Annotated in this window: 13 protein-coding genes and 1 tRNA gene; 7 read left to right on the top strand and 7 right to left on the bottom strand. The window is 55.1% G+C overall.

Annotated elements, in window-relative coordinates; genetic code table 11:
- Positions 1-1355, bottom strand: a 1355-nt coding sequence (locus ACP5VX_RS05040; RefSeq protein WP_428724803.1) for an MFS transporter, incomplete at its 3' end; no start/stop codon positions are given.
- A gap of 126 nt (positions 1356-1481) precedes the next feature.
- Between ACP5VX_RS05040 and ACP5VX_RS05035 the strand changes: the two genes are divergently transcribed.
- Both ACP5VX_RS05035 and ACP5VX_RS05030 read left to right on the top strand, forming a co-directional pair.
- Positions 1482-1985, top strand: coding sequence for a hypothetical protein (locus ACP5VX_RS05035; RefSeq protein ID WP_428724802.1), 504 nt, complete (start codon positions 1482-1484; stop codon positions 1983-1985).
- A gap of 46 nt (positions 1986-2031) precedes the next feature.
- On the top strand, positions 2032-2916 hold the full coding sequence (locus ACP5VX_RS05030; RefSeq protein WP_428724801.1) for a hypothetical protein: 885 nt from the start codon (positions 2032-2034) through the stop codon (positions 2914-2916).
- A gap of 6 nt (positions 2917-2922) precedes the next feature.
- On the opposite strand, the gene ACP5VX_RS05025 is transcribed toward ACP5VX_RS05030, so the two are convergent.
- Entirely contained in the window at positions 2923-4200 is a 1278-nt protein-coding gene (locus ACP5VX_RS05025; RefSeq protein WP_428724800.1) for a vWA domain-containing protein, read from the bottom strand.
- Positions 4201-4208: 8 nt separating this feature from the next.
- Positions 4209-5351 carry an AAA family ATPase gene (locus ACP5VX_RS05020; protein WP_428724799.1) on the bottom strand — a complete coding sequence of 381 codons (1143 nt, stop codon included), beginning with the start codon at positions 5349-5351 and terminating at the stop codon, positions 4209-4211.
- Positions 5352-5442: 91 nt separating this feature from the next.
- Between ACP5VX_RS05020 and ACP5VX_RS05015 the strand changes: the two genes are divergently transcribed.
- Complete coding sequence (locus tag ACP5VX_RS05015; RefSeq protein ID WP_428724798.1) at positions 5443-5589, top strand: hypothetical protein; 147 nt, start codon at positions 5443-5445, stop codon at positions 5587-5589.
- 31 nt (positions 5590-5620) lie between these two features.
- Here ACP5VX_RS05015 and ACP5VX_RS05010 read toward each other — a convergent pair whose 3' ends face one another.
- Positions 5621-6772 carry a DUF401 family protein gene (locus ACP5VX_RS05010; protein ID WP_428724797.1) on the bottom strand — a complete coding sequence of 384 codons (1152 nt, stop codon included), beginning with the start codon at positions 6770-6772 and terminating at the stop codon, positions 5621-5623.
- A gap of 87 nt (positions 6773-6859) precedes the next feature.
- Here ACP5VX_RS05010 and ACP5VX_RS05005 point away from each other — a divergent pair, with 87 nt between their 5' ends.
- On the top strand, positions 6860-7129 hold the full coding sequence (locus tag ACP5VX_RS05005) for a hypothetical protein (RefSeq protein ID WP_428724796.1): 270 nt from the start codon (positions 6860-6862) through the stop codon (positions 7127-7129).
- Entirely contained in the window at positions 7126-7968 is an 843-nt protein-coding gene (locus ACP5VX_RS05000) for an XdhC family protein (protein WP_428724795.1), read from the top strand. Before ACP5VX_RS05005 ends, ACP5VX_RS05000 begins: the two co-directional genes overlap by 4 nt.
- A 6-nt stretch (positions 7969-7974) precedes the next feature.
- Here ACP5VX_RS05000 and ACP5VX_RS04995 read toward each other — a convergent pair whose 3' ends face one another.
- A complete protein-coding gene (locus ACP5VX_RS04995) occupies positions 7975-9156 on the bottom strand; it encodes a DUF763 domain-containing protein (RefSeq protein ID WP_428724794.1) in 1182 nt (393 codons plus the stop codon).
- Between the two features lie 120 nt (positions 9157-9276).
- Between ACP5VX_RS04995 and ACP5VX_RS04990 the strand changes: the two genes are divergently transcribed.
- Complete coding sequence (locus ACP5VX_RS04990; RefSeq protein ID WP_428724793.1) at positions 9277-9807, top strand: nicotinamide-nucleotide adenylyltransferase; 531 nt, start codon at positions 9277-9279, stop codon at positions 9805-9807.
- On the top strand, positions 9797-10558 hold the full coding sequence (locus ACP5VX_RS04985) for a competence/damage-inducible protein A (RefSeq protein ID WP_428724792.1): 762 nt from the start codon (positions 9797-9799) through the stop codon (positions 10556-10558). Before ACP5VX_RS04990 ends, ACP5VX_RS04985 begins: the two co-directional genes overlap by 11 nt.
- A 7-nt stretch (positions 10559-10565) precedes the next feature.
- Here the strand turns inward: ACP5VX_RS04985 and ACP5VX_RS04980 are convergent.
- Positions 10566-10677: transfer RNA gene (locus tag ACP5VX_RS04980), tRNA-Met, on the bottom strand.
- 69 nt (positions 10678-10746) lie between these two features.
- Positions 10747-11679: an ABC transporter permease gene (locus ACP5VX_RS04975; protein WP_428724791.1), complete on the bottom strand. Its 933-nt coding sequence runs from the start codon at positions 11677-11679 to the stop codon at positions 10747-10749.
- Positions 11680-11758: the final 79 nt, after the last annotated feature.

The following is an 11758-nucleotide window of genomic DNA, read 5'->3' as shown; positions in this document are numbered from 1 at the left end:
ATCAGGAACGAGTACCTTATAGCCTTCCCCAACAGGGCTGTCCCACTGCTCGTCAAAAGCGTCGAGGCTGTTTCACTACCGGTTATGAGCATTGACGCCAGTTTGTAGGGGACGAAGTTCGTTATTGAGAGCACGGCTATGTTCAAGCTAGCAACGAACCCGACGTTGAAGGATACAGTCCTGAGCGATGACGCCACACCCCGCCTCTCTGGAGGGACAGACAGCATTATACTGCTGGTATTTGGTGAAACGAAAAGGCCTGTACCGACCCCTAGAAGCGACTCGTAAATAAGTATGCGTGCTGTGGTGTTGGCTGTGTACAAGCCAAACAACGAGAACGACGCAATGGCGAGGCCTACAGAGGACACAATCGGGTACCCGACAATGTCGGAAAGGTAGCCTCCTAGTACCCCGAAGACCATAAAGGCCAGCTCGTACGGGGTTATCAGCAGCCCCGTCAGGCTCGGGGAATAACCCTCTACCACTTGGAAGTAGAGTGCTAGGAGCGTCATAGAGGCCCCGAACCCTACCGAGTAGAGCAGCTGCGCTATTATACCACCCGTGAAAGTCCAAGACCTAAACAACCGCAGGTCGAGCGCCGGGCTCCCCGCCCTCAACTCGTTGAAGACGAAGAGCGTTAGGGCCGCGAAACTCAGAACGAGGGTCGCTAGGGAAATGTCAGCGAAACCGTATCCGTGGAGCGTCAACCCTACGAGCAGGGTCGACATGAAGGCCGTGAACAGCGTGAAACCAGCGATGTCTATGACAGGCCTCTCCACGGGTATGTAGATGTCTCTCAGCCTCGCCTGAGACCACAAGAGGATGAGCAACGATACCGGGAACTGGACTAGAAAGACCCACCTCCACCCCAGGACATCGATTATGAACCCGCTAACCGTCAAGCCGACTAGAGCGCCGACTCTCCATGACACCTGGTTTACCCCTAGCCACGTCGCTAACCTCTCTTTAGGGACGTAGTCGGTGAGCAGTGTGATCGTTAACGACATCAGAAAGGCCCCTCCAACACCCTGGAGCAGTCTCGATACAATGAGGATTATCGGGTTTGGCGCCGCACCGGCCGAGAGAGCGGAAAGCCCGAATATAGCTACACCGAGGTTAAACAACCTCACCCTACCATAAAGGTCCGCTAGTCTACCAACGACCAACTGAATTATGGTAGACCCAAGCATGTACCCCTGGATAATCCAGATCGACTGCCACAAGTCCGCGTGGAGACTAGAAGCTATTGTAGGTAGCCCCACTATGGCGAGCCTCGCGTTAAACCCCGTAAGGAAGTTGACAAGCGTGGTCACAGACAGAACTTCCAGTATCCTTCTTTTGAAGTCCTGCTCCATACTACTAACTCGCCCCAACGGGTGCTGGCTAAGCTTTCCATTTTTTAATGCGTACAAGGCCTTTAAACGGGGTCAGACCCGACGGCTTAAAAACCGTTATTCTGGGCATTCAATTCTGGTGTAACGATGTCTGTTGAAGTGACCGGCAACGCGTTAGCCGACGAGAACGAATACCTCGAGGACGAAGAAAGGCTCTTAGCCATCTCGTACTCTATCGATGTCTCTCTTTCACTGTACACGTTGGGCAGTGAGGACGAGAAAGTCGAGGCTACTAAGCTGATCTGGGCCAGCATCAACGACTGGCTCGGACTCGTGGGTCCGCTAGGCTACTACGAAGGGCTCGTTGATCATGTTTCGAAACTGAACCTGAAGAAGATGTGGGAGGCTAACATCGACCAGGAACTCATCGAAGAGGCGCTATACGCGGGCTGGTACTGTAAAAGAGCGGAGTTACTGGGCCTCCAAGATAACGAGTCGCTCGAATACTGTAGGAGCGTGGCGTTAAAGCTGTTCAAGGCCCTGGGCTCGGACCTCAACCAAGTATTGGACGTTTTCAGGGACGAGTCTAAGCAGCCCGGCTTTTACTCAACTCTAATAGGCCTCGCGCTGGTTCTCTCCTCGAACGCCTGATTTTTATCCTAGTTGTGCTATTAACAAGCTCCCGAGGTCGACCCGATTGGATAAACCTGGGTCCGCGCTCAAATTCGAGCTCTTGCTCGTCTACGTAGCGGTCTCGGTAATGCTTGTCGTCGTCCAGCAGCTAGTTCAGCCTTCTGTCTTATACGGCGTCTTCCCTGACAACACAAGCATTTACATAGCCCCGGTGGGACGTGTAGCTGTCGTGGTCACGGACTTCAACGACGCAAGAGGAGTATCTGCTAGTACCTACTTGTCCGGATTCGTGCCGGCTCTACAAATAGCGCCGGCCAACAGAGGCGATGTCCTGGTCGTTAGGGGCTATGGCCCGGACTGGATCCAAATATTACTGCTAGTCGTAGGTCTGGGCGTACTTTCCCTGGCGATCTCGAGGACGAGGGCCAACGTCGCCTGGGACAAGATACACGCGCTACTAGTACTCATCTTAGTCGTGGCCGCGCTGTCCACGTACACCTACTACACGGTCGCAGTAGAGAAGAGCCCTGTCATGACCGGCTGGTATGCTAGGGTCGCCGACAGGCCCTTTGACAAGGTCAACATCACAGGAGTAGGGTACGAGCTGGGCGTCCTAGACTTCTTTAACGGGAGCTATTTGATAAACGTAAGGACGAACGCTAGCGTGATAGCCGTATACACGCCTGGGGTGGGGCTAGACTACTGGCAGGGCTACTTAGGGACCGAGGGTGTCCAGTACATGTCCAGGTACTTCAATACCGTGAACCAGACGTACGTCTTAATCCAGCCCTGGAACTCCACTGTCTACTACAGTAGGATCGAGTTCGCGAGGTATAGGAGCGGCGTGGAAGGCCTAGTGTACCTCACGGCCTCGGTTGCTCTCTTAGCCTTATCGGTTCTGGTCCAGGTGTTAAACCCGGTTTTACGCCGGCGCCTTGTCAGCGAGTAACAGAGTTTACCTTGGGATCGCGTCAACAACCGCTAGTAGGTCTCCTGAGCCGAACTTCTCCACTTTGAGGTACCTGTAGGATATCTTCTTCAAGCTCTTGTTCTCGCCGCCGACCATGACTGTGATCAGCCTCGCCCCGGCCTTCCTTAGAGCGTAAGCGACCTGCTGCTCGGCGATCCTGTCGATCCCGTCAGTGATCAAGACTATGTCGGAGACGTTCTGCGTCCGCCCCGTTCTCAGGTCTGTTGTCGCGGTTATGATAGCCCTCGTGATATCGGTACCCCCGCTCCCTCTCACGCTCGCTATGTAGTCTATCATCTTTACAACTCGCCTGGCTTTCAGCTTTCTCTCGATTTTGACGAGAGGATACGTTATACTGTCGAAGAACCTGAAGTAGAAGTCCCTGAACTCCCTACTCGCCTTCATGAAGATCGCAAGCGCCACGGCTTTAGCCCACGTCATCTTTAACCCGTCCATGCTACCGCTCTTGTCTAGGAGGACGTAGACGGGCCCCTTGCCCTTGCTTAGGACTTTCTTGTAGAGTAAAAGCCGCCCCTCGACAAACCTGAGGTCGAACAGCTCCTCTGGCAGGGCCAGGTTCGAAGACGTCACTCTCTCGACGTCCCTGCCGAGCTCGTACCCGTCGTACTCGCCCCGCTTGAAGTTCTGCTTCTCTTCGGTTGTGGTGAGCATCCAGGGCTTGAGGCCCTTGATCAGCTCCAGAATCTTCGAGACGTCCAGGTTCCTTGCTAGCTTTAACAAGTCCATGGAGTACTCCTCTATCTCGTACAGGCTCGAAGACCCCGGTTGATCTCCCTCGGCTATCTTCTTCAGCGCTTTCACGTTGTCTACGATCCGCGCTGTGGCCTCTACTGCCCTCTCTACTCTCTCTCGGATGTTCTTTTCTTGCTCCTCCCTCCCCTCACTCGGGTGATAACCTCTCGTACTCTCCTCCATCGCCTTGATAAGCTCGCTCGCGAAAACAGAGGCCGCCAGCGAGCTGGTGAAAGAGTCGAGTACCGTCTTGCTCCTGACCTCGTTGAACCTCCGCGACTCCAGTAGGCTTTTAACGATCGCGTAGTGCCTCTCTAGAGCCTTCTCAACGTCCTCTACGAGGACGGGTGCTGGGAGGTAGAAGGAGTAGAAGAGGTCGGCGCTCAGCGCCTCGCTTAGGTCTGGCGGTTTACGGCCTTGGATCAACGTTATGAGCCTTATGACTTTCGAACCCCTGTACTTGACGACTGGGTCGTCGTAGTTAATCCCCGCCAACACGCCCTTGGCCATCAATACCACTACAACGAGAGCTTCTTCCTGATCACCTCAATTAGCTCTTCGACCTCCACTAAGAGCTTGCTGGCCCTCTCCCGGATCCGCTGGTCGCCAGACTCCTCCGCCAGCCGCTTGACCCTCTCTTTCACCGACTCGAAACTCCTCAAGTAGTCGACTAGCCTGGGGTCGAGGTCCGACAACTTGCCGATGTACCTGAACGCCTCCTTGACGTTGTTCTCGATCTCGGCGAGCTCCCTCGCGAGCCTTTCACTAGCCTTGACCTCCTCGAGCAAGATGCCGTAGACTTTCTCGTACTCCTCCCTATCGCGTGCCACTACGTACTTCAAGACCATCAAGTCCTCCTCGACAACCCTCATCCTGCCGTTGAGCACCGCCATAGCCGCAAGGGCCTTCAGGCTCTTCCCCTTCCTCCTGTCCGTTATATGGATTCCCTGGTCCTCGAATATGGCGAAGAGACGTAGGACTTTCTCCTTCACGCTCTTAACGTCGACCGAGAGTACCAGCTTGTAGAGCTCTCTTATCTCGTCCATGGACAATACGGGCCTCGTCGCCCCGAAGCCCCTAACCTCGATCTCCCAGGCCGCGTCTAGTAGGCTACTCCACTTGTCCTCCTCGACCGGCTTTACGAAGTGCCTAAATAGGAACCTGTCGTACAAGGCTTGTAGCTCCGGCTCGTCGGGTACGTTGTTAGACGCCGATATAAGCGTCCACAGCGGGACTCTTATCTCGTTGTAGCCGTCGTAAATTATCCGCTCGTTCATCAGCGTCAGAAGAGTGTTTAGTATGGCAGAGTTGGCGTTGAATATCTCGTCTATGAACGCTATCTCCGCCTCGGGGAGCTTGTTAGAGGTTATTCTGACGTACTTTCCCATCTTAAGCGCATTTATGTCGATCGGCCCGAAGAGCTCGTCCGGCTCTGTGAACCTCGTGAGCAGGTACTTGAAGAACCTGGCGTTTATTAGCTCGGCCGCCCTTCTCGCCAGCGCCGACTTCGCTGTACCCGGCTCGCCGACCAGGATAACGTGCTCTCCTGTCAGGATGCCGAGGCTTATGACCAAAGCCTCCTCGTCACGCCCCACAAAAGGCTTGGAGAGCTCCTTTACAAAGGTGCTTGCCTTCTCGAAAAGTTGTTGTATACTACTCATCTATACACCTTCTATCCTAGTTTAGCTTACGGGACTATTTTATCCTTACCCGCCTCCTTTTAAACAAAGAAATCACCCATAACGAGCGGGGGTGTCGACGAGCCGCGTCAGGAGGTTCAAGAAGAGAACAAGCTACTGGACGTGGCTCAGGCTAACGGGGACCCAGATCCACACCGAACCGCTCGTACACACGGTCTTCGTAAGTAAGAGGAGGCCTGAGGCCGTTTCGACTGCCTGACCCTAGCCGATGGGCGGACGAAGCGTGTCTTCTACAGGGCCATCTTCAATATGAGGGCCGTTACCGCAGACAAAGCAGTCGCCGGTAGGAGGTACTTGTACACTCTCCTCAGGTTGGCTTTGTAGAACTCGGCTGAGAGGACGAGGCAGGCGTGGACCGGGCTGAGCATGCTCCCGGTAAACCCGCCCAGAAACCCGTAGAAGACGTTTGCCGGGCTTAAGTACGGCCTGAAGACGGGGAACGCGATCGAGCTGAAGGTGAACTCGAACCCCGTAGCCACCACGATGAGGGCCGTTACTACGAATATGGAGACCTCGACGGGCCTGAGGAGGCCCCCGAGCTCGTACGCTAGGCCGCTCTCGGATATAGCGTACCCGTACACTAGGCTCGCGGCGACTAGGACTAGAATATGGGGGTTCAAACTATACTTCAGGGCTCTAACGTGGTGCTCCAACTTGACTCTGTATACTAGCGTGTAGGCCAGTATTGTGATGAGAACCGAAAAGAAGACGTTGATGTTGAGCACTAGGTTGAGGACGGCTATGGATACGAAGGGCCATAGGTGTACGAGGCCCCGCAACCCCCTTCTCTTGACCGGGCTCCTAGGTCTCATGAAGTAGAAGAGGAACGGTAGACCCGAGGCTACGCTCGCCAGGGTTATGGGGATGTTGTTCAAGGAGATCTCTCTCACGTCCATGCCGGTTATGTACGAGGCTATTATCACTCCTTGGTATAGCGGCCACACGGTGATCCATATGTGTCTGAACCAGAAGTTCAAGAAGGTCTTTTCCTCGGGGTTTAAGTCGGCTCTTTCGTACACGTCGTTGACTAAGGTGGCCGAGACGTAGGCCCCTCCAGGCATCGGCAACAGGCCGATCACCGCGGGTATCGAGACGCCCGCCAGTCTAGGGCTTACGGACTCCAGCGACTCGACCAATTGCTTAGAAATAGCGCTACCCCGGTACAGCTCGGCAAGGTACATAGCTGCGACCAGTGAGGCGAATGTCACAAGAAAGCTCTGGTTGACGGCGCGCCACCAAACCACGGGGAATGCAGGTCCGTACGCCAATACCGAGAACAGCGTGAGCGAGGCTAGGACCGAGATGTAAGGCTTCAACCCCGCTGCCAGTGTGGCTATCATTAGAGCTAGAGCTGCTATGAAACCGGCCGTTAACACGGACATCGTAGACCACTTAAGCGGAGTCCTCAAAGCCTTCTTAGTCCGCCTTAAATAGGGTGTGCTACGATTTAAATCCAACAAGTGGCCGGCATGATTGCGAGGCTCACGAGGAGGACGATCATAATCCAGGAGGCATACTCGCACTGGGACATACAGGACGTGTTGAACGACATCAACCCGATACTTTTGACAGGTAACTACCAACCAGCGTACTTCTTCGAGGGGTCGCCTATAATGGGTCAAGGAGGCTTCCACGTAATGATAAAGCTCTCTAAAGACCTCACGGAGAGCGATTACAAAGTGATTAGAAGACTCCTAATGTTAAGGGGCATAAACGTCGTCGAGGAGGATAAGATATGAGGCCGGAGTTCCTCTACAGTAAGTTGATAGAGGAGCTGTCTAAGAACAGAAGCGTAGCAGTGGCAACCCTTATATCCAAGGAGGGTAGTGGTCCCAGGGATATTGGAGCCCAAATAGTAGTTACGGAGGACGGGGCCAAGTACGGGACTATTGGCGGGGGCAGCCTCGAGAAGATAGTGATCGAGGAGGCATTGAAGGCCCTGAGCGAAGGGAAGCCCAAACTCCTGAAGCTAGCCCTGAGGAGAGACAACATACCTAAAGACGCTATACCGACCAACCAGATGTGCGGAGGAGTCGTAGAGGTCTTCATAAACGTCATACAACCCTCTCCTAGACTGATATTGGTTGGCGGGGGCCACGTCGGCAAGCCGATCGCGGACATCGCAAACATTGTCGGGTTCAGGGTCATCGTGATAGACGATAAGGAAGAGCTGGCCAACCCTGTTCGTTACCCCTACGCCGAGAGTGTGATCGTGGGGAAGCCCGACGACGAGGTCGGAAAGCTGCAGTTCGTCAAGAGCGACGTCCTAGTGATCGCCTATGGAGAGGTCGAGACGGACTACAGGGTTCTCAAGAAGCTGGTCGAGGTTAAGTTCCCCGGCCACGTCTGGGCTCTTTGTAGCCGTAGCAGGTGTGCGTGGATGTTGAAGAGGTTAATGGACGAAGGCTTCAACCTAGCCGATTTCAAGGGTAGGCTCCACATGCCTGCCGGCCTCGACATTAGTAGCGACACACCGGAGGAGATAGCTGTCAGTATACTAGCTGAGGTAATCTGCGTTAGAAAAGGTTGTGCGATGCCTGTGAAGTCTATGGACGTGTCGAACGTACTGATCAAGTAGCGAGGGCTAAATGTACTTTCCCACAACCCTTATCTTTAACTCCCTTAGTTTCTTGAACGCTCTGAGCTTGTCCTTGTCCCCTAGCTTGGCCCTGTTGATGATGTCCTCTAGTGTGGACACGACCTCCTCTGCCTCACGTCTCCTGACCCTATAGGGTACCCCGTCCTTCCCACCGATCGCGTACGAGTACACGAACGGGTCTAGAGGGGTGTCTACGCGGTCGTCGAACCCGGGCGGCTCGTCGTAGACGAGGTGGCTCACCAGGGCGAGCGCCCTCATGGTCTTAGCTCCCACGCCTCTCGCTAAGACGAGGTCTTCAAACCCGTCAACCACGACGTCTATGCTCTTAAACAGCCTGTGGACTTCGAAGGGGTGCGGGAGAGGCTGGTAGACCAGCAGGCCCTTGTCGCCGTACGCGACCCGCGTTATGGAGCCCGAGCCTGTCTCTGTAAGGTAGGTGGTCAAGCTCACTTGGCCCTTCAGGCTGTTGTAGACCTGGCTATAGAGACTGGAGACTCTCTCTAGCCCTTCTTTCACTAGGTCGTCTAGTACACGCCTCAGCCCCTCGGCCCTGGAGTCGACGATGTTCAACACCTTGCCTGACGGAGTCCCGGAGACTGCCTCATGGGGGTCGCTGAAGAAACTCGTACCATGCTTCCAATGGTACCTCCTCGCAGTCTTCTTCTCTAGGTTCATGCCTTGCTGGACAATGCTCCAGACGCCGTTCTCTGACAGGAAGAGGGCGTGGTGGTAGAGAGTGTAGCCTGCCTGGAAGAGGGCCGAGTCCACTTTAGCTACCAGCCTCGACGCCTTCTCGAGCTCGCGGGCCTTCTCGTCGCCTAGGTCGAAGAGCCTAGTAGCGGTCGCGACCTCCTGCGGGACCCTCCTGGCGTTGCCCCCCTTCCCGCCGAGTACCAGGAGGCCGAGGTCGGGGCTCCTCCACGTGACGCTCTTTAAAACACCAGTTAGCACTGTTGTAGACCCGCTACTGTCCCAGTCCATACCTATGACGTTGTTGAATCCCTGGAACCACAGCGGGTTACTGAACCTCTCGACGACCTTGTCTGGGCCGAACTCCTCCACCATGATCCTGAGTATTGCTAGAGACATCCTCTCCATAATCCTTAGTAGCCATGTAGGCACGGAGCCCTCGTGTAGGGGTAGCTCAGCTACGCCTTCTAGAGACATGGGCTACCTCTTCTTCAGTATTCAATTCTAGCATACGTCCCTTATAAGGCGGGGTGAAAGAGTTAAACCTCTGCGAGGACTATAGTGGTCTTCAGAGTGCGAGCGAAGGGTTGAACGATTTTGAAGAGGGCCCTATTCATAGGGAGGTTCCAGCCTTTCCACCTGGGGCACTTGGAGAGCGTTAAACACATACTGTCAACTTACGACGAGGTCGTGGTAGTCGTGGCCGCCGCCCAGTACAGCTACACGATGGAGAACCCCTTTACTGCCGGCGAGAGGGTCGAGATGGTCAAAAGGGGGCTGGGCCCCCTCTACGAGCGGTCTTACATTATCCCGGTCGATAACGTCCCAAGTAACTACGAGTGGCCGAGGCACGTGTTGAACTACACCCCGAGAGCAGAGGCTGTATTCAGCAACAACAGGTTTGTTAGGATGCTGTTCCAGGAGTACGGGTATAGGACTTACGAGACCCCCCTCGTCGAGGGGGTCAGTGGCAGTATCGTGAGAAGGCGTATGGCCGAGGGAGGAGACTGGAGGAGCCTCGTGCCCCCTCCTGTGGCGTCCCTCATCGACGAGATAAACGGGGTCGAACGGGTTAGGTCCCTGTACGCGATGAGGGTCTCCATGAGAGGCGAGAGGTTTGAAGGCTAGGGCTTCTATAATGGTGATCGGGAGCGAGATACTGAAGGGGGTCACTCTAGACACCAACTCCAACTGGCTGGCTAGGAAGCTCACTAACCTCGGCTTCGAGGTAGTCAGGATCCTAGTGGTCCCAGACTCCATAGAGGACATCTCGTGGGGGCTACGGGCACTGCTAGGGCTTTCCAGTCTTGTAGTGACCACCGGGGGGCTCGGCTTCACCGAGGACGACATCACAGCAGAGGCGATCGCCAGCTCGTTGGGCTTGAAGCTCGATAAGAACGAGGAGGCCTTCAATATGATCAAGGCTAGGCACGGGGACGAAGCGTACAAGTACGTCAAGGCGGCGTTCATACCTGAGAAAGCGAGGCCTCTCCCAAACGAAGTCGGTGTTTCGCCTGGGTTCCTACTGGAGTTCCAGGGGAGACTCGTCATCGCACTGCCGGGAGTCCCGGCCGAGATGAGGGAGATGTTCGAGAGGTACGTTGAGCCACTGCTTCAAAAGGTAACAGGGAGAGTCTCCGTGGAAGCGTCTATTGTGACAGGCCACATGGTGGAGGCCGAGGTGGACGGTTACATTAGAGACCTGAGGAGGCTGAGCGACGTCTACATTAAGACCCATGCCGAGAGACCGGTGAAGGTGACGATCGTTGCCTACGGTAATAGCGCTGAGGACGCCTGTAATAGGCTTAACGAGGTCTTAGGCGAGATCTCCAAGAGGCTCAGAGTGGTCCACGTGGAGAAGACGGAGACTTGTAAATAGGAGCGAGTGCCGCCGCCGGGATTTGAACCCGGGACAACCGGATCTCCCCTGGGCCACCAACCTCGGTGACGTACCACCCGTATGAGTCCGGCGCTCTAGCCGGGCTGAGCTACGGCGGCCCCATCTTTAGAATAGAGATTGAGGAATCTTATAAATGTCAACGCGTAGACAAAAAGTGTTGAGCGTGCTCACTCCCTGATGTAGGGTCTCCCCAGCCACTTGGGGCCTCTTGCCTGTCTGGAGACTATTATGAGTGCCAGTGTTATGATCAGGTACGGTAGGGCTAGGAGGAAGTATACAAGGTCTGGGCGGCCTATCGCGTTGAAGTAGCTCTGAGTCGATATGGCCACCGACCACGATAGCCCGAACAAGAGTGCTCCTGCGAACGTCCTAACGGGGCTCCACTTACCGAAGTACACCAAGCCTATAGCTATGAAGCCTATCCCGTAAGTCAGGTTCTCGTAGAAGACCTGGGTAATGCCGATGCTCAAAAAGGCACCCGCCAACCCCGCTAGTCCTGCTCCAACTAGCACCGAGACGGTCTGGATCATTGAGACGTTAACACCCATAGCGTCTGCGGCCTTGGGATTCTCGCCTACGCTCCGTATCCAGAGCCCGAGCTTCGTCCTGTTAATTAGTAGCCAGGCCAGCGGGACTAGGGCGTACATGAAGTACACCATGTCGAGCTGTTGGAAGAGCGAGGGGCCGATCACGGGTATATTCGCGAGTACGGGCACGCTTAGCGGCGTCGGTGGTGGGAGGTAGACCTCCTTCTCCCCGTATATGGTCCTGTAGAAGAAGTCCGACAACCCGAAGCCGAGGAAGTAGAGGCCCATTCCCGTGATAGCCTGGTTGAGTTTAAGGTAGACAGACAGGACTGCCAGGATTAACCCCATTAAAACCCCGACTCCAACGCCTGCCAGATACCCTAGGTACGTGTTACCCGCCTGGAGAGATACGTGGAATCCTATGAAAGCCCCCAGGAGCATTATGCCGTCGATGCCCAGGTCTATGACGCCGGCTCTCTCGCTGATAACCTCGCCTATACCGGCTATTGCGAGCGGCGTACTCAGTGTGACGCCAAGCGATAGGACCGACGAGACGACCCTGTCGAGGCCCACGTCAACTCACATTCACGAGCTTGATCTCGTAGAACGCAAAGAGCGTGGTCACTAGAACGAACAAGTATATCAGGCCTTC

The organism is Thermogladius sp. (assembly GCF_049970955.1).
Taxonomy (GTDB): domain Archaea; phylum Thermoproteota; class Thermoprotei_A; order Sulfolobales; family Desulfurococcaceae; genus Thermogladius.
The sequence above is the reverse complement of the archived record's forward strand: the minus strand, read 5'-3'. Positions and strand labels throughout refer to the sequence as shown.

What these genes read in the sequence shown, in the direction of transcription:
- ACP5VX_RS05025 (WP_428724800.1), bottom strand. Translation starts at nt 4,200, where the DNA reads ATGGCCAAGGGCGTGTTGGCGGGGATTAACTACGACGACCCAGTCGTC.
- ACP5VX_RS05035 (WP_428724802.1), top strand. Translation starts at nt 1,482, where the DNA reads ATGTCTGTTGAAGTGACCGGCAACGCGTTAGCCGACGAGAACGAATAC.
- ACP5VX_RS04995 (WP_428724794.1), bottom strand. Translation starts at nt 9,156, where the DNA reads ATGTCTCTAGAAGGCGTAGCTGAGCTACCCCTACACGAGGGCTCCGTG.
- ACP5VX_RS05000 (WP_428724795.1), top strand. Translation starts at nt 7,126, where the DNA reads ATGAGGCCGGAGTTCCTCTACAGTAAGTTGATAGAGGAGCTGTCTAAG.
- ACP5VX_RS05005 (WP_428724796.1), top strand. Translation starts at nt 6,860, where the DNA reads ATGATTGCGAGGCTCACGAGGAGGACGATCATAATCCAGGAGGCATAC.
- ACP5VX_RS05010 (WP_428724797.1), bottom strand. Translation starts at nt 6,772, where the DNA reads ATGTCCGTGTTAACGGCCGGTTTCATAGCAGCTCTAGCTCTAATGATA.
- ACP5VX_RS05020 (WP_428724799.1), bottom strand. Translation starts at nt 5,351, where the DNA reads ATGAGTAGTATACAACAACTTTTCGAGAAGGCAAGCACCTTTGTAAAG.